This is a genomic window from bacterium (assembly GCA_040753085.1).
In the GTDB taxonomy this organism is placed as follows: domain Bacteria; phylum UBA9089; class JASEGY01; order JASEGY01; family JASEGY01; genus JASEGY01.
Genome location: JBFMHI010000046.1, coordinates 1 through 17451, shown reverse-complemented (window position 1 = coordinate 17451; position 17451 = coordinate 1). Strand labels below are relative to the sequence as shown.

Below are 17451 nucleotides of genomic sequence, written 5' to 3'. Positions count from 1 at the left end.
CGCTTTGCTAAGTTTACTTCTTGAACATTTCGCTCCTAACGGAGCTTGGGTTTATGAGAAAAACGGCTACTATAAACATTTTGCCCCTACGGGGCTGATTAACGCATCAACTTTTCAGACACGCTCTAAGAGGACAGGTCGAAAGAATGCTTCAGGGGAGAGTCCCATCCCAAAGGAAAAGGGTGTGGCTATTTTGGGACGACGGAGGGATTGTTGTAAGAGCAATGGTTAGGTAAGATATAATTAAAGGGATTAAAGGGGAGGTTTGGGATGGTTCACTTTACTGTGAAAGCTTGCGGCTGAGAGGTAGGGTGGGCACCGCCCACCAAAAAGGCGTAGATGGCGAACAGATTGGTGGGTAATGCCCACCCTACTTCTGCGGAAGGTTAACCGCGCCTAAAGTTTCACAAGAAAATGGATGATTTTGAACCGTCCCGGAGGTTTCTTTTTCTGTAACCGTTCTCTTCTAAAGTTTCAATGTCAGGTATCAGCCGATCAGATATCGTCAAAATAACTCAACTGCTAAGATCAAATGTCATGGAGCACTAGTCGTATCTGACCATCATTCCCTATCTCCAGGTATGCTTTGCATACACGGCATTTCGCCGCACGCAGCATAACATGTTTGCGCACTCCCAACCCCCTCTCCCTTTCCTCTCGTCCCAGAAGTGTTTGCGGACGTATGCCTGAAACTCCTCCTCCGTCGGAGGGCGCGAGAAGGCGTCAGCGTCCCGGTCACACAACATGAAGCGGGCAATCTTGAGCGTATCTGCAAACGAGGTGGTCGTGATGGAGGCCGGGGCGCGCAGAAAAGAAAAAGTGAATTCTGGGTGAAGACGAATCACTCTGGCTAAGCCCCCATAGAGGTCATAGCAAGGCGCCCCAAAATCCTCGAGCATCTGATTACACCCAGAATCCACGGTTTTGAGGGAGACAATCAGTATCCCGTTCTCGGTGAGTTGATTGGCAGCATGAATCGTATAGGCACCCCATTTGTAATCGGAAACATGGTAAAACACATGACTGATCAGACCAACCTCCACCTTTGTGGGCAGGACGGTGGACATGATCGTACCGTCCACGACCTGAGCAAGAGGACATCTCGTCGCTATCACCGCGCGCATGCCCGGATGGGGTTCCACCGCATACACATGTTGGAAGTGCTCCACCAGAAGACTGGTGAGGTCCCCTCTTCCGGCACCCCAATCGACCGCGTGCGACTCGGCAGGATAGACGGAAAATATCTCTCGAAGAATCTGGCGCTCATACACTCGCTCCCCATAGCACCTCAGAAGGGTAGCAAAGTCCTCTGCATATTCCGCATCGTCCCAGTGAAAACGCTTCACAGGTAGCACTGTCCACTCCTCTTATGTTTCGGAAAATCGACCAAGCATCGCTCTCAACCCTTCTGATTATCAAATATCAAGACATAAGACCTGTTAGTCACTACCGCACCAAAGTCCTCTCCAGAAGCTTAGCCAAAGATATGCCGAAAAGGTCATAGCATGAACAAAGAACAGACGCAAAGTTCGCCTAACGGGGCAGAGTGCTTCACCCGCACGAGGCGGAGGCGCGCACCGCAACCGCCGAAGTGGCGGGTTGTTCGTCTCTTAGAGAAGCAACCCCCTTACCTTAATCCTCTCCCCTGAGGCTAATCCTTACCCACATCTTTTAAAACCCACGAAGAACACGAAGAATTATAAAACAAATCTTTTAATCCTATCTTTAAATAATTTCGACCTGTGCGGTTAGAAATTACAAGCAATTCTCCTCAAACCTGAAAGGTTTGAATTTTACATAACCACAGGTGAAACCTGCGGAAACGAAACATCTGCCACAGCTCAACCCTGAAAGGGTTGAATTCTATGTGATGGATAATATTCGACCCTTGCAGGGTCGAGCGTTGCGATTTGTTTCCGTAGATTGCATCTACGGCTATTTAAAATTCGACGCTTTCAGCGTCAGTAGTCTACAACCCTAACCATACAGGTCGAAAAATTTTAACTCATTGCTTATAATTCCTAACCGCACAGGTCGCAAAAGTTTGGTTTAATAATTTCTGTTACATTGCCTTAGGGCAAATTCATCGGTAATCCAAAATCCGCCATTCAATCAGCCGCACTTGGAATAACCACAACCCCGACAGACCACACAACCGCTTTCATGTTCCAGAACCCCGCCGCATTCAGGACAGTGGCTGATCAACGGAACAGGGCCGTCGAAGAATTTAGGGGTTTCATCAATATGGAGGTATTTCTCAATTACCCGGCCGATAGCGTCAGGACAGGACAGAACTTTTATCCCGTTAGTCTTACGTTTGCTTACCGTAGAAACACAGCGGATACCCTTAAGCTGATTGATAATGGCCCGTTCATCTACGCCGGCGCGCAGGGCAAGAGAAACCAATCTTCCGGTAGCTTCTGATTGGGCCGGACACCCCCCGGCCCGGCCGGTAGAAGTAAAAAGCTCACACAACCCCTCTTCATCAGAATTTATGGTAATATAAAGCTTTCCGCAGCCAATTTTGGCCATCTCCGTACTCCCTGTGGTTACTTCCGGTCTGGGTCGAGGAATAATCTTGGGTTGTTCGGTCTCCACACTAAGAACTTGCTGCTCCCGACTGCCGTCTCGATAAATAGTTAATCCTTTAAGATCGCTTCGGTAAGCCATAAGATATGCCCGTCTAATATCTTCTACGGTAGCCGACTGGGGAAAATTTATGGTCTTGGAGACCGCATTATCCGTAAAACGTTGAAAGGTTGCCTGCATCTTGATATGCCACTCATAAGAGATATCGTGGGCTGTCCTGAAGTATTTCTTGATCCCATCCGGAATTCCATCTATTCCTTTAAGGGTGCTCTGCTTAGCAATAGCCTTCATTAAACTGGGAGAATGAAAGCCTTCCTGAACGGCTATTTTTTCAAACAGAGGATGAACCTCCAGGAGCTCATCGTTATCCATGACCTTACGAATAAAAGAGATAGCAAAGAGGGGTTCTATGCCGCTGGAACAACCGGCAATGATACTAATGGTTCCGGTGGGGGCAATAGTAGTGGTGGTAGCATTTCGAGGCTCTATTCCGCCAGGAACATCATAAATACTCCCTTTGAAATTAGGGAAGACCCCACGCTCTTTGGCTAATTCCACCGAGGCTTCTTTAGCCTTTTGAGAAATAAATCGCATAATCTCTCCACCCAGCTCAACCGCCCGGTCAGAATCATAAGGAACCCCCAGGTAAAGAAGGAGATCAGCAAACCCCATAACCCCCAAGCCTATCTTCCGATTCCCCTTGGTCATCGCCTCAATCTCAGGGAGGGGATATTTATTAACATCAATCACATTATCCAGGAACCTCACACTTGTCTTAACTACCTGGGCCAGGTGGGGATAATCAATTTCCCATTTATTTCCCTTTGGTTTGACCATTTTGGCCAGGTTGATGGAGCCAAGGTTACAGGATTCATAAGGAAGAAGCGGTTGTTCCCCGCAGGGATTAGTGCTTTCGATGGTGCCCACCTGGGGCGTAGGGTTGCCCCGGTTAATCCGGTCAATAAAGATAATCCCTGGCTCCCCATTTTTCCAAGCCAGGTGGGCGATTCGGTCAAATACCTCGGCCGCCCGAAGACGGCCGGAACACTCATTATTTCTGGGATTAATCAGCTCATATTCTCCGTCCCGCTCTAAGGCATACATAAATTCATCCGTGATAGCCACCGAGATATTAAAGTTATTCAACCGGTCGTTCTTTTCCTTGGCGGTAATAAAATCCATTATATCGGGATGGTCAACCCTGAGGATACCCATATTAGCCCCTCGCCGTGTTCCGCCTTGTTTGATTGTCTCAGTAGCCACATCAAAGACGGTCATAAAGGAGACAGGACCGCTTGATATCCCTTTAGTAGAAAGGACGACATCATTTTTAGGTCTAAGGCGAGAAAAAGAAAAGCCTGTTCCGCCGCCGCTTTTGTGAATAAGGGCCGTATTTTTGACGGCCTCAAAGATGCTCTCCATCGAATCCTCTATCGGCAGGACAAAACAGGCTGACAACTGGCCTAATTCTCGACCGGCATTCATTAAGGTCGGCGAATTAGGCATAAATTCAAGACTGGTCATCAGTTGGTAAAATTCTTCCTCACAGGCTTTCACATCTGCTTCAGGGTTGTAAATAAGCTCGGCTCCAGCAATATGTTTAGCTGCCCGTCTGAACATATCCTCCGGCTCTTCCACCACGGTCCCGGTTTCATCCTTCTTTAAATATCTCCGCCTGAGCACGGTTAAGGCATTGGCTGAAAAGGCCAGTTGAGGTTTTGGCTTAGGTGTTGACTTTGGTGTAGATTTTGGTTTAGGTTTTATCTCGGTTGGGATAATTTCATACTGAGATTCAGCTAACCGCTCTTTGACTGCAACAGCCATCTTATCCTCCTCATATTCGGTAATCGGTAATCACCGATAACCGATTACCTGATCAGTTACCTTGGTGATTCTGAACAGATTCAGTCTATCACCGTTCAAATAACTTGTCAAGACTTTTTGCCTTGAGTTTTTCGAACTTACTGAAGTCAAAATATTGGTAACGGTTAACAATTTGCGCTTGACTTGAGGGACGGATTTTGTTATATTGTAGGGGCTCAAGTTGCCCCTGGTTACTAAGAGCCTATCCCAAAGCCGATCCGAGCCGTGACCGTTAGGGAGCGACCAGGGGCGCCCTCTATCCGTCGGCAGTTGTAGCTGCCTCCTATATCGGCTCTTATGGCGCCGAGGTTTTGGGATAGGCTCTAAGCTCCATCCCGGAAACAAGGAAGTTGTAATAGGGGAGTGACATCCCCTGCCACTGGCCGGTGGCCGTACGAAGATACCATGGCTCTGCTCCGAATTCTTATGCCTTGTGCTAGTGCCTTAGCATATTTGAAAGGTTTTAAAACGGATCTGTTATGAATAAACAACAGGTAATATATATTATTGCAGGGGCAAACGGTGCAGGAAAAACAACATTTGCTCGTGAATATTTTCCTCGTTATGTTGGGAGAATTGATTTTGTTAATGCAGATATGATTGCACAGGGATTGTCTCCTTTTGCACCAGATAGATTTGGTATTCGTGCAGGACGTATGGTACTTGAAAGAATTAAAGAGCTTGCTAGTGAAAAGAAAACCTTTGCAATTGAAACAACATTATCAGGAAGAACATATCTAAGTATTTTACGAAAGATGAAGATGTTAGGATACCGTGTTTATATGTATTATTTATGGATTCCGAATTATCAACTTGGTATTGAGAGAATTAAAAATAGAGTGCGAGAAGGTGGCCATGGAGTGCCAAAATATATTGTGAAGAGACGATTTAAAAAGACATTATGGAATTTATTCCATATTTACTTTTCTGCTTTAGATTATTTAGTAATTTTTGATAATTCAGGTATAGAGCCAATGATAATTTATGAAAAAAAAGGGAAATATGAAAATATTATTGATAAAAATTTATTTCAGTATATAAAACAGGAGGTTGGTTTGTTATGAAAAAAAATAGAACATTGACTCCTTTGGGGAAAAAAGCAGAGAAGGCGATGAAGGATGCTGTTAAAAAAGTTATTACAGAGCATACAATGAAGAAATTGCCACTGGTGATATGGGAAGACGGAAAGGTTGTAAAAGTACCATCAGATAATATTTCGTAACCGTTCACCTCACCACGGAGATACAGAGACACTGAGAAAAATCTAAAATCATACTGTCTCTGTGTCTCTGTGGTGAACGATTACAAAAAGTAGGGGGAAAATATTAAGCAGGTTTGCGAAGGTGAGTAAATAGAGAGTCTCGGATTATCCGAGGGCGTTCTAACATTAAAAGGAGGAAAAAACAGATGATTACTCAAAATGATGTCATTTACTTTATCCTCACCGACAGGTTCTGTGATGGGGACACTAAAAATAATCAAGGGGTGGACAAGGCTCATCCCAGCCGGTATCACGGGGGAGACTTTGGCGGGATTGCCAAGAAGATCCCTTACCTTAAAAACTTAGGTGTTACCTGTCTCTGGGTTACACCCGTCTATCTCTCTATTGGGCGATGTGGAGATTCAGATGGCTACCATGGATATTGGGCCCTTGATTTCGAAAAGGTCGACCCCCATCTTTATTCTAAAGACCCTTCATTAGCCGAAGGAAGCAAAGAATATCTAAAGAAATTGGTGAATAAGCTGCATCAGGCCAAGATCAAGGTTGTCCTGGATATGGTGGTCAATCATACCGGCTACCATAATGATACCTATCACAGTTATTCGGATAAGAAAATAAAGGATAGCTGGTTCAATCCACCACGGTCTAATGGGGATGAGGTTAAGTCTGCTTTATCAGGATTGCCTGACCTGAACCACGACCTGGCGGAGGTAGTCGATTATTTTGTCAACAACATCCTTGATTGGATAGAGGAGACCGCTATTGACGCTATTCGTATGGATACGGTCAAACATGTTGAGCCGGCCTTCTGGTATTTCTTTAAATCATACATCAGAGGGAAATATCGAAATATTACCCTCCTGGGTGAGGATTTGGAATATGATGTCTATCGCATCTCTGAATATCAAAAGGCCCATGACTTTGATACATTATTTGACTTTCCTTTGTGCTCCGTGATGAAGGAGGTCTTCATCTACCATGGCCCAATGACCAGATTGGCCAGACCAAGGTTAAGTGACAATGAACCCAAAGGTATCTTAGATATGGATAAAGATTACACCAATGCCAACAGATTAGTCACCCTTTTAGATAACCATGATTTAGACAAGAGGTTTATGACTGAAATCTTAGATAAGGTAGGCCATTGGGATAGAAATTTAGCCCTCGAGATCTTTAAGACAGTGCTTACATTTTTATTTACCACTCGGGGTATCCCCCAGATTTACTATGGGACTGAGCTAGGTATGGAAGGCAGAAAAGATCCGGACAATCGCCAGGATATGCCCTGGGAGAAGTTTGCCAGGGGGTTAGAACCAAAAGAGGGAAGCGAAAAAGAGATATTCAACCACTTAAGATCACTTATCAAGATCAGGAAGGAAAACGAGGCCATTCCTTATGGCTATCTATTTACCCTGTATGTAGATACCTTTATCTATGCCTACATCCGGGAATTTCGAGGAAATACTATTATCGTAGCCATCAACAACGGCTTAAAAGAGATGGTCTATTCTTGCTCTATCCCTATTGAGGTAAACACAAATATCCCACCAAGGCTCAAAGAAGCTCTAAAGAAGAGACGGGTGTTGGACAATCTATTAGACCCAAATGATAGTATTGAATATGAGAATGGCCGTATCCAGGTGAAGTTAGGCCGAAAGGAAGCCAGAATTTATAAGTTAAGGCTTAAATAGGCCTTTCTTTGCGTCTCTGCGACTTGGCGGGAGATTATTGAGAAAATCCAAAAAAGAAGGCGGGTGTGGTGAATTACCTTTAATCTTTGTGTCTTGGTGCCTTTTTGGCTGAACACTTACAAAAATCGCAACTACTCAAAACTAAGTTAAGCAGTTAGTTGGGAGACAAAGCAAAATTCCCTCTCCCTTGATGGGAGAGGGATATAGGGTGAGGGTGAAATGGGCGGGCAATATTATTACTCTTGTTTATTTCACCCTCCCCTAACCCCTCCCATCAAGGGAGGGGAAGCTCTTATGCCGACGCTGTCAGGACAAAAGGAGATGAAACTTAACCCATAGCACTATAATCTGTAATGAGCTTACTTTTTTAACTTGATTTTGAGTAGATACCAAAAATCAGTGTTTCATCCGTGTCCATCTGGGGCTGAATAGTTACAAAACTTGGACATCGAGTGAAACAGGTAAAGAAAGAAGGGGGGAAAGGATATGATAGAACTGATAGGCGTCGCGGGAGTCTTTGCTACTTTTGTAGGCATATGTTTTGGAATAGCGGCTTATTTCAACGGAAAACACATTAAAGCCGGTATTATCGAAATAGGAATGATGCTGGAGAAGGAAGAAAGGCTTACCAGAAAAATGATAGAGGAATTATTTGAGAGATGGGATGCCAGAACAGAAGAAAGGCATAGAGAGATGGAAGCCAGAACAGAAGAAAGGCATAGAGAGATGGATGTCAGATCAGAGGAAAGGCATAGAGAAATCCTGCGGCTTTTTGGACATATCCTTAAAGAAAAGTAGTCGATGTTCATCTGGATAGGCTGAAGGTTGAAGGTTGAAGGCTGAAGGCTATTAAACTTCAGTTTTCGTAAGCGTTCAGCCACTAAGGCACAAAGACACAACCTCGATCCTCGATCCTGGATGCTCGATTCTGGATGCTCGATCCTGGATACTGAATCCTTTACCAGCATCGAAGATCGAGCATCGAGGATCGAGCATCGAGCATCATGTGCTGAACGGTTACCAGTCTTCAGCCTTCAAATGGCCCCAACGATGAACAAGGCCGAAGAGTAAGAGGAGGGAGATATTTTTATGCTGGAAGCGGGGTTTGTCCGAGAGAATCTGGAATTAGTGAAGACTTCTTTAAAAGATCGGGGAAGTGAAGATAACCTGGAGCGTTTTCTGGAGCTTGACAGGAAAAGAAGAGACACCCTGACCAGGGTTGAGAATCTAAAGGCAGAAAGAAATAAAGCCACTAAAGAGATTGGTCAGCGAAAGGGGGCGGGTGAGCCGGTCGAAGACATTATGACCCGGATGAAGGAAGTAAGTGACTGGATCAAGGGACTGGATGAGGATCTCAGGGATATTGAGATGGAACTCAGAGACATCCTTTTGACTATACCCAATATCCCGCATGCTACGGTGCCTCGGGGCGAAGACGAGACCAACAATCTGGAGGTAAAACGCTGGGGGGAGAAACCCGAGTTTTCCTTCTCCATTAAATCTCATGTGGAAATAGGCGAAGATTTGGGTATCCTTGACTTTGAAAGAGGGGCCAAGATTACCGGAGCCCGGTTTACCCTCCTTTGGGGAGCAGGGGCCAGGCTGGAACGGGCCTTAATAAATTTTATGCTTGATATTCATACCAAAGAGCACGGCTACATTGAAGTCCTCCCACCCTTTATGACTAACTCCACCAGTATGATAGGAACCGGTCAGTTGCCCAAGTTTGGCCAAGACCTCTTCAAATGTGAGAACTGGGATTATTACCTTGTCCCCACGGCTGAGGTTCCGGTAACCAACATTCATCAAGGTGAGATCCTTGACGGAGAGGATCTGCCCAAATACTACACGGCCTATACCCCTTGCTTTCGGGCGGAGGCTGGTTCTTATGGAAAGGATACCCGTGGGCTTATCCGCCAGCACCAGTTTAACAAGGTTGAACTGGTCAAGTTTAGCCGGCGGGAGGATTCTTATGATGAATTGGAGAAGCTTCTGCTTAATGCCGAAGAAATCCTGAAGAGGTTAGGACTTCACTATCGGGTTGTCTCTCTATGCACTGGAGACCTGGGTTTTTCTGCGGCTAAGACCTACGATATCGAGGTCTGGCTACCATCTCAGGACACCTATCGGGAAATATCTTCCTGCTCCAATTTTGAGGATTTCCAGGCCAGAAGGGCCAACATCCGCTATCGACCCCAAAAAGGGGCTAAGCCAGATTTCGTTCACACCTTAAACGGCTCTGGTCTAGCCGTAGGTCGAACCCTGGTGGCTATTCTGGAAAATTACCAGCAGGAAGATGGAAGCGTTCTTATCCCTGGGGCGCTGAGACCTTATATGGATGGAATGGAGGCCATAGGCTGAAAAATACTTTTTGACAAAGTTTGAAAATTATGGTAGAATGACCTTTAACTTACCAAGAAAGGGGGACGACTTAATGGCTCTTGCTAACGAAGCAAAGACCGATCTTCTCAAGGAATATGCTCTCCATGAAAAGGATACTGGTTCGCCGGAAGTTCAGGTGGCTCTTCTCACCTCACGGATAAACCAGTTGACTCAGCACTTTAAGGTCCATAAAAAAGACTTCCATTCCAGACGCGGTCTCTTAAAATTGGTTGGGCAGCGGAGAAGGCTTCTTAACTATCTTATGGCTAAAAATGTGGATCGTTATCAAACCCTGATCAAAAGACTTGGTTTAAGAAAATAAACTCGATGCTCGATACTCGATGCTCGATGTTTGATGTTCGATGCTCGATACTGGTAAAGAATACAATATTGAGTATCGAGCATCGAGGATCGAGGATCGAGCATCGAGTATCGAGTATGGGGTTTGGTTATTAGGATGGAAGGTTACAGAGGGATATTTATCTGGGTGCCTTAGGGTCGAGGCGGCTGGGTAGTTGCAAAAAAGTGATGAGTTCTGAGGCAGGATTCAGGATATAGATGTAAACCATGTTTACATCTATACCTTGGGTCTTGTTTCCGGTACTCAAACCTTCACTTAAAATCAAAGTCTATCCAATTTCCTTCCTCTCACACCCAGCTTAATCCATTTTCAAACCCCAATAGTGAGAGTTGAGAGAAGAGACCTCTCCACTCTCAGCTCTCGACTCTCAACTCTATTTTAAGGAGGAAAAACCGTATTATGACTAAAGTAAGTATGAATCTTGGGGGGAGAGAACTGTCTATTGAAACAGGCCGGGTAGCCAAACAAGCCGGCGGTGCTTGTTTAGTCCGGTATGGAGACACGGTGGTGCTGGTAACGGCGGTAGCTTCACCAGAATGTCGGGAAGGCATTGATTTCTTCCCTCTCACCGTTGACTATCGAGAAAGGGCTTATGCTGGAGGCAGATTTCCGGGTGGATTTATCAAGCGGGAATCGCGGCCATCTGATAGAGAGATCCTCATTGCCCGGCTGATTGACAGGCCGATAAGGCCCCTCTTTAATGAGGAACTGCGAAATGAGGTTCAAATTATGGCTACGGTCCTCTCTGTGGATCAAATTAACACCCCAGACATACCCACTATAATTGGAGCTTCAGCCGCGTTATCCCTATCCGACTTTCCCTTTGCCGGGCCGGTTGGCGCCGTTAGGATGGGAAAAGTGGGGGACAACCTGATAGTCAATCCTTCACTCGATCAGATGGAGAAAAGTCGATTAGACCTGGTTGTGGCCGGAACAAATGAAGCGATTTTAATGGTTGAGGCCGGGGCAAAGAATCTCTCAGAAGAAGAGATGCTGGAGGCAATAGAAGAAGGACACCGGCTAATAAAAGAGATCGTTTCTCTTCAGCGAGAACTGGTGGTCCAGGCAGGACTTCCTAAACGGGAGGTGATTTCGGTCCGGATAGATCCGGCGTTGGAAGCCAGGGTGAGGGAATTGAGCACAGAAAGAATAGCCGCCGCCAATTTGATTTCGGAAAAACAGGCCAGGCAGCAAGGGATAGATGAAGCAATGGCGCAGGCCCTGGAAGAGCTTGCCCCTCTTTTCCCGGAAGAGGAGGCGGATATTAAGACCTGCTTAGAGCTTATTGAGCGGGAGATTGTCAGGGGCAGGATCATCAATGAGGGGCTTCGGGCTGATAATCGCCGGCCGAATGAAATCAGATCCATCTCTTGTGAGGTAGACGTATTGCCCCGGGTACATGGAAGCGCTTTATTTACCAGGGGGCAGACTCAGGCCCTGGCGGCCGTCACCCTTGGGACAGTGGACGATGAACAGATATTGGATGATATCGAAGGCAGACGAAGTAAAAGTTTTATGTTTCATTATAACTTTCCTTCTTTCAGCACCGGCGAGACCAAACCTAACCGAGGTCCTTCCAGGCGTGATATTGGTCATGGTATGTTGGCTGAGCGGGCACTTCGGCCGGTTATCCCTGCCTCAGAGAAATTCCCTTATACCATTCGGATTGTTTCCGACATCTTAGAATCAAATGGTTCTACTTCTATGGCCAGTGTATGTGGTGGAACCCTGAGCCTTATGAATGCCGGGGTGCCTATTGATGCTCCGGTGGCGGGAATCGCTATGGGATTAATCAAAGAGGGCGATAAGGCGGTTATCTTGACCGACATCACCGGCCTGGAAGATCATCTGGGAGATATGGATCTTAAAGTGGCCGGAACAAAGGATGGCGTGACTGCCCTTCAGATGGACATCAAGATTGGGGGAATAGACCATAATATTATGGTTCGGGCCCTCAACCAGGCCAAAGAAGCCAGGCTTTTCATCCTGGATGAAATGACTAAAGTCATTGACAAGCCGGCGGCAGAATTATCTCCTTATGCCCCCAGAATTATAACCATTAATATCCCTCCAGCGAAGATTAAGGATGTTATTGGTCCGGGAGGAAAGGTCATCCGAAATATTGTGGAAGTCACCGGGGTGAAGATTGATATCAATGACGATGGCAAGGTCTCTATTGCCTCAATCGATCAAGAGGCAGCCCAGCAGGCCGTGGAAATGGTCGAATACCTGACGGCCGAGGCAGAGGTGGGCAAGACTTATCTGGGCAAGGTGGTACGAGTAGTTACCTTTGGGGCCTTTGTGGAGATATTGCCTGGCAAAGATGGCCTGGTGCATATTTCTCAATTAGCTGAAGGTCATGTGAGACGGGTAGAGGACGTGGTCAAAGAAGGGGATGAGGTGCTGGTCAAGGTAATAAATATAGATGAACAGGGCCGGATAAGTCTCTCCCGGAAAGCCGCCTTGCGGGAAAAAACAGGAGGAGAAACCAAGCCGTTCCAGAAAAACCGGTAAACCGAGGGCAGATTGTAACCGTTCACCTCACCCCGGAGACACAGAGACACTGAGAAAAATCTAAAGGACGAGTCTCTTAATGAGGTCTTTGTCGTTCAAAGTTTAGACCACGCAAAAACTTCATATTGCTGCCCCAATTATTTGCTCTGTAAGTGCTTTTTTCTAAAATCATTCTCTGTGTCTCTGTGGTGAACGATTACACCGATTTTAGATGGCCGATGGCGGATTCGGGTTTCGAGTTAGGACTTGTGTTCCGAGAAACCTATTTTTCTCGGAAAAAATTTCGACCTGTACGGTTAGGTTGTAGACTACTGACGCTAAAAGCGTCGAATTTTAAATAGCCGTAGATGCAATCTACGGAAACAAATCGCAACGCTCGACCCTGCAAGGGTCGAATGTTATCCATCGCCTAGAATTCAACCCTTTCAGGGTTGAGATGTTCGTAGCTGTTTCGCCTTCCCCAGGTTTCACCTGCGGTTATGTAAAATTCAAACCTTTCAGGTTTGAAGGGGATTGCTTGTAATCTCTAACCGTACAGGTCGAAAAATTTGTTAACTCGAAACCCGAAACTCGAAACGGCGTTAGCAAAGGGGCGGAATCAAGTGAACTCGAAACTCGAAACTCCGGCTACCCAGGAAGTGGGGGCGAAACTTAAGGAAAGGTATCATAAGGAAGTTCTATCTAATGGTCTAAGGGTAGTAACGGAGGAGATACCCCACGTCAGATCGGTCTCTATTGGGCTATGGGTTGAGGTGGGTTCCAAGAATGAACCAGTCGTTCTTAACGGGGCCAGCCACTTCATTGAGCATATGCTCTTTAAAGGCACCTCAAATCGGACGGCTATCCAGATCGCCGAAGAGATGGATCGGATAGGCGGCCAGTTGAATGCCCTTACCGGAAGGGAATATACCTGTTTTTACGCCAAGGTGCTGGATGAGGATATATCCATGGCCGTTGATCTTTTATCCGATATGTTCTTTAACTCTCTCTTTGATGAAGAGGAGATAAAAAAAGAAAGAGACGTGGTTCTTGAAGAGATTAAGATGTATGAAGATACCCCTGATGAACTCATTCATGATCTCTTTGTCCAAAATGTATGGCATAAACATCCCCTTGGTCAGCCAGTAATAGGCACGGCCCAATTAGTTACTCAATTCTCACGGTCTGAGGTGCTGAACTTTTTCAGACAGAAATACACCCCTGAACGGATCATTATCACGGTGGCTGGGAATATCGGGTCAGGTCAGATCATAGATGAACTAAGTAAGATATTCGGCCGGGCAGAGGGAGAGAGAGGGGAGGAATCCCATGTTCCCCCCCCTCAGATCCAACCAGGTATTCAAGTTCACTATAGAGATCTGGAACAGGTCCATTTCTGTCTGGGAACGGCCGGATTGCCTTATGCCCATGAGGATAGGTTTGCCCTTTATGTCTTAAATAACATTACCGGTAAGAGTATGAGTTCCAGGCTGTTTCAGGAGATAAGAGAAAAACGGGGGCTGGCCTATTCCATCTATTCCTATCATCTGGCCTGTCATGAATCGGGACTGTTTGTGGTTTATGGTGGGGTAAGCCTGGAACACTACGCCGAGGTAATCAAGATTACCCTGTCTGAATTGTCCAAATTGAAAGAGGAGAGGGTAGGAGAGGCAGAATTATCCAAAACAAAACAACAACTTAAAGGCAACCTGGTTCTGTCCCTGGAAGACACAGCCTCTCGCATGAGCCGTCTGGCCAAGACGGAGATATATTTTAACCGTTTTTTTACCATAGATGAAATCTTGAGCCAGATTGAAGCTGTTACGGCAGAAGATGTGCAAAGGGTGGCCGAAAACATCTTTCGGAACGATTCCTTAACCGTGACCACTATCGGCCCCCTGGGTGAAGAAGAGGCACAGCAAGTGGCGTTGGTTTGCTGAAGAATACAAGGCGGAAGGCTTTTAGGCTGAAGGCTTTTAGGTAGAGTCTTCAGCCTTCAGTCTTCAGCCTATCTACCTGAATAGTTACAAAAGGAGATTAATTTGGAAAAGGAAGATACAGAAAAGAAAAGACCGGGGAAAAAAAGGAGGATTTCTAAAGATAAGAAATCTGTTTCCAGACGTAAGAAATCAGAACCCGGTGTCTCTATTATCCCCCTGGGTGGCTGCGGGGAAATAGGAAAAAATATGACGGCTATCGAGACAGAGCAAGATACGCTGGTGATCGATGCCGGCTTGATGTTCCCTGATGAAGAGATGTTTGGGGTGGACATCATTATCCCTGATTTCACCTATCTTAAAAAGAAGGCCTCCCAGATTAGAGGCATTGTCCTGACTCACGGCCATGAAGATCATATCGGGGCATTGCCTTATGTCCTGTCTCAAATAAACTGCCCTGTTTATGGAACCAGACTCACTTTAGGCCTGGTTAAAAACAAGTTGGCCGAGCATCCCCATCTGCCCCCTGTAAAACTTATTCAAATCAAGCCACGTGACCGGATCAATATCGGGGAATCATTTGAGGTGGAATTTTTCAGGGTCAGTCATTCTATTGTGGATGGGGTGGGACTCGGTATACACACCCCGGCCGGACTCATCGTCCATACGGGCGACTTTAAGGTTGATCAGACCCCTATTGACGGCGAGGTCATTGATTTTCACAAGATCGCTGAGCTGGGTAATTCCGGGGTTCTGCTGCTGATGTCGGATTCAACTAATGTGGAACGAGAAGGTTACAGCCGCTCTGAACGGGAAGTGGGAGATTACCTGGAGGAGATCTTCTCCGAGGCCCAACGAAGGATTATGGTAGCCACTTTTGCCTCCAATGTCCACCGCATAAAACAGGTTATCACGGCCGCTGTAAACCATAAACGCAAGGTAACCATCACCGGCATGAGTATGATCAAGACCGTAGAGATGGCTACTGAATTAGGGTATTTGAATTTCCCCAAGGGGACTATCATTCCCTTTGAACGAATCAAAAAGATGCCGGCCAATAAGGTAGTGGTCATTACTACCGGCAGCCAGGGAGAGCCTATGTCCGCCCTGTCAAGAATGGCCACCAAGTCTCATAAACAAATCAAGATTCAACCTCAAGATACGGTTGTTATTTCTGCCCGGGTCATTCCTGGTAATGAATCGACCATTGCCCGGACGATCAACAATCTCTTTAAATTAGGCGCGGAAGTGGTTTATGAAAAGGTCTCCGATGTCCATGTCTCCGGACATGCCAGTCGAGAAGAATTGAAATTGATGCTTAATCTGGTTCGGCCTCGCTTCTTTGTCCCTATCCACGGGGAGTATAGACATCTGGTTCATCACGCCCAATTGGCTGAAAAGGTAAACATCCCCAAGGAAAATATCTTCATCCTTGACAATGGCCAACGGCTTAATTTAACCAAAGACAAAGCCAGAATTACGGGTTCGGTTCAGTCCGGGATAATAATGGTTGATGGCAAAGGGGTAGGCGATGTGGGCAGCGTGGTTTTGAGAGACAGACAGCACCTGGCCCAGGACGGCATGGTTATTGTTATTCTGGCGGTGGATAAACTGTCGGGTAAATTCATTTCCGACCCGGAGATCATTTCGCGAGGTTTTGTCTATCTGCGCCGGTCCGACGAATTGATGTATCAGGCCAAGACCAAAGTAACCGCCATAGTAGCTGAATTAACCAAAAAGACCCCCCCTGATCATGGCGAGATCAAATCCAGCCTTCGGGATGCCCTACGAAAATTCTTTTACGAGGAGACAGAGAGACGGCCGATGATCTTGCCGGTGATTATAGAGGTGTAATAGAGCGGGTGAGGGTAGATAGGCTGAAGGCTGAAGGAAGATGGAAATACTGCAAGCAGTTTTACTGGGATTAGTTCAGGGCCTGACTGAGTTCCTGCCCGTATCAAGTTCCGGGCACCTGGTTATTGCCCAATCAATCCTAAACCTTAAAGATTCGAATCTCCTCCTCTTCGATGTGATGGTGCATGGAGGCACCATGCTGGCTGTTCTGGTCTACTTTTACCAAGAGATCTGGCAGATAATCTCTGCCTTGAGGGGGACATGGGGTGAATACAGGGTAGGGAAGAACCCCACTGAAATATGGCATGACCATCCCCAAAGATGGTTCTTTCTCCTGATCATCATTGGCTCTATACCAACCGGAATCATTGGCCTTGTCTTTAAAGATTATTTTGAAGCCCTTTTTAGCGCCCCGCAGGCAGTTACCGTGATGCTTCTAGTTACAGGGGGCATACTATTTCTGGCTGAAAGGTACGCCTACCTGCGGGCCAATGGGGAATCACTAAATACCCTTGACGCCCTCTTAATTGGCACGGCCCAGGGGATAGCCATTATCCCCGGTACCTCTCGCTCAGGGATAACCATTAGCACCGGCCTCTTAAGAGGCATAGACAGAAGGCTGACCGCCTCGTTCTCCTTTATCCTTTCTATCCCAGCCATAACCGGGGCGCAGGCACTTGAATTAAAAGATGTAACCCTCGTGGCCCCTTCCTGCTTAACCGCTTATGCCCTTGGAACAGGGGTGGCCTTTCTTTCCGGCTTAGCCGCCATCAAACTCCTTCTATCCCTCTTGGCCAAACACCGCTTAACCCTTTTCGCTTATTATTGTTGGATAGTCGGCACGATTTCACTCTTATACGTAACTACTCAAAACTAAGTTAAGCAGTTAGTTGGGAGACAAAGCGAAATTCCCTCTCCCTTGAGGGGAGAGGGATAGGGTGAGGGTGAAAGAGGATTGTTTATTTCACCCCCCTAACCCCTCCCATCAAGGGAGGGGAAGCTCTTATGCCGACGCTGTCGGTACAAAAGGAGATGAAACTTAACCCATAGCACTATAAT

At 46.3% G+C, this 17451-nt stretch carries 14 protein-coding genes; 11 read left to right on the top strand and 3 right to left on the bottom strand.

The window, feature by feature from the left end:
* Window positions 1–569 precede the first annotated feature (569 nt).
* Both AB1797_06715 and AB1797_06710 read right to left on the bottom strand, forming a co-directional pair.
* Window positions 570–1346, bottom strand: coding sequence for a methyltransferase domain-containing protein (locus AB1797_06715; protein ID MEW5767306.1), 777 nt, complete (start codon window positions 1344–1346; stop codon window positions 570–572).
* A gap of 766 nt (window positions 1347–2112) precedes the next feature.
* Window positions 2113–4299, bottom strand: coding sequence for a vitamin B12-dependent ribonucleotide reductase (locus AB1797_06710; protein ID MEW5767305.1), 2187 nt, complete (start codon window positions 4297–4299; stop codon window positions 2113–2115).
* Window positions 4300–4931: 632 nt separating this feature from the next.
* On the opposite strand from AB1797_06710, the gene AB1797_06705 reads away from it, so the two are divergent.
* The 4 genes from AB1797_06705 to AB1797_06690 all read left to right on the top strand — a co-directional run bounded on the left by AB1797_06705 (window position 4932) and on the right by AB1797_06690 (window position 8163).
* Window positions 4932–5516 carry a zeta toxin family protein gene (locus AB1797_06705; GenBank protein ID MEW5767304.1) on the top strand — a complete coding sequence of 195 codons (585 nt, stop codon included), beginning with the start codon at window positions 4932–4934 and terminating at the stop codon, window positions 5514–5516.
* The gene (locus AB1797_06700; GenBank protein ID MEW5767303.1) at window positions 5513–5674 is read left to right on the top strand and encodes a hypothetical protein; all 162 of its coding nucleotides are present in this window, start codon (window positions 5513–5515) and stop codon (window positions 5672–5674) included. Before AB1797_06705 ends, AB1797_06700 begins: the two co-directional genes overlap by 4 nt.
* A 185-nt stretch (window positions 5675–5859) precedes the next feature.
* Window positions 5860–7365: an alpha-amylase family glycosyl hydrolase gene (locus AB1797_06695; GenBank protein MEW5767302.1), complete on the top strand. Its 1506-nt coding sequence runs from the start codon at window positions 5860–5862 to the stop codon at window positions 7363–7365.
* 486 nt (window positions 7366–7851) lie between these two features.
* Complete coding sequence (locus tag AB1797_06690; protein MEW5767301.1) at window positions 7852–8163, top strand: hypothetical protein; 312 nt, start codon at window positions 7852–7854, stop codon at window positions 8161–8163.
* A gap of 75 nt (window positions 8164–8238) precedes the next feature.
* Here AB1797_06690 and AB1797_06685 read toward each other — a convergent pair whose 3' ends face one another.
* On the bottom strand, window positions 8239–8361 hold the full coding sequence (locus AB1797_06685; GenBank protein MEW5767300.1) for a hypothetical protein: 123 nt from the start codon (window positions 8359–8361) through the stop codon (window positions 8239–8241).
* Window positions 8362–8454: 93 nt separating this feature from the next.
* Between AB1797_06685 and serS the strand changes: the two genes are divergently transcribed.
* The 7 genes from serS (at window position 8455) to AB1797_06650 (ending at window position 17269) form a co-directional block, all read left to right on the top strand.
* A complete protein-coding gene (gene serS / locus AB1797_06680) occupies window positions 8455–9726 on the top strand; it encodes a serine--tRNA ligase (protein MEW5767299.1) in 1272 nt (423 codons plus the stop codon).
* A gap of 73 nt (window positions 9727–9799) precedes the next feature.
* Window positions 9800–10069, top strand: a complete 270-nt coding sequence (gene rpsO / locus AB1797_06675; GenBank protein MEW5767298.1) for a 30S ribosomal protein S15 — start codon at window positions 9800–9802, stop codon at window positions 10067–10069.
* Between the two features lie 40 nt (window positions 10070–10109).
* The gene (locus AB1797_06670) at window positions 10110–10262 is read left to right on the top strand and encodes a hypothetical protein (protein MEW5767297.1); all 153 of its coding nucleotides are present in this window, start codon (window positions 10110–10112) and stop codon (window positions 10260–10262) included.
* Between the two features lie 245 nt (window positions 10263–10507).
* Window positions 10508–12622 (top strand): polyribonucleotide nucleotidyltransferase, encoded by a 2115-nt coding sequence (gene pnp / locus AB1797_06665; GenBank protein MEW5767296.1) that lies wholly within the window; start codon window positions 10508–10510, stop codon window positions 12620–12622.
* Window positions 12623–13224: 602 nt separating this feature from the next.
* Window positions 13225–14541 carry a pitrilysin family protein gene (locus AB1797_06660; GenBank protein MEW5767295.1) on the top strand — a complete coding sequence of 439 codons (1317 nt, stop codon included), beginning with the start codon at window positions 13225–13227 and terminating at the stop codon, window positions 14539–14541.
* A gap of 150 nt (window positions 14542–14691) precedes the next feature.
* The gene (locus AB1797_06655; protein ID MEW5767294.1) at window positions 14692–16392 is read left to right on the top strand and encodes a ribonuclease J; all 1701 of its coding nucleotides are present in this window, start codon (window positions 14692–14694) and stop codon (window positions 16390–16392) included.
* Between the two features lie 40 nt (window positions 16393–16432).
* Window positions 16433–17269 carry an undecaprenyl-diphosphate phosphatase gene (locus AB1797_06650; GenBank protein ID MEW5767293.1) on the top strand — a complete coding sequence of 279 codons (837 nt, stop codon included), beginning with the start codon at window positions 16433–16435 and terminating at the stop codon, window positions 17267–17269.
* The last annotated feature ends 182 nt before the right edge of the window (window positions 17270–17451 follow it).

Excerpts from the sequence above, each read along its gene's own strand:
- AB1797_06705 (MEW5767304.1), top strand. The coding sequence starts at position 4,932 with ATGAATAAACAACAGGTAATATATATTATTGCAGGGGCAAACGGTGCA.
- AB1797_06700 (MEW5767303.1), top strand. The coding sequence starts at position 5,513 with ATGAAAAAAAATAGAACATTGACTCCTTTGGGGAAAAAAGCAGAGAAG.
- AB1797_06695 (MEW5767302.1), top strand. The coding sequence starts at position 5,860 with ATGATTACTCAAAATGATGTCATTTACTTTATCCTCACCGACAGGTTC.
- AB1797_06690 (MEW5767301.1), top strand. The coding sequence starts at position 7,852 with ATGATAGAACTGATAGGCGTCGCGGGAGTCTTTGCTACTTTTGTAGGC.
- AB1797_06685 (MEW5767300.1), bottom strand. The coding sequence starts at position 8,361 with ATGCTCGATCCTCGATGCTCGATCTTCGATGCTGGTAAAGGATTCAGT.
- serS (MEW5767299.1), top strand. The coding sequence starts at position 8,455 with ATGCTGGAAGCGGGGTTTGTCCGAGAGAATCTGGAATTAGTGAAGACT.
- rpsO (MEW5767298.1), top strand. The coding sequence starts at position 9,800 with ATGGCTCTTGCTAACGAAGCAAAGACCGATCTTCTCAAGGAATATGCT.
- AB1797_06670 (MEW5767297.1), top strand. The coding sequence starts at position 10,110 with ATGCTCGATACTGGTAAAGAATACAATATTGAGTATCGAGCATCGAGG.
- pnp (MEW5767296.1), top strand. The coding sequence starts at position 10,508 with ATGACTAAAGTAAGTATGAATCTTGGGGGGAGAGAACTGTCTATTGAA.
- AB1797_06650 (MEW5767293.1), top strand. The coding sequence starts at position 16,433 with ATGGAAATACTGCAAGCAGTTTTACTGGGATTAGTTCAGGGCCTGACT.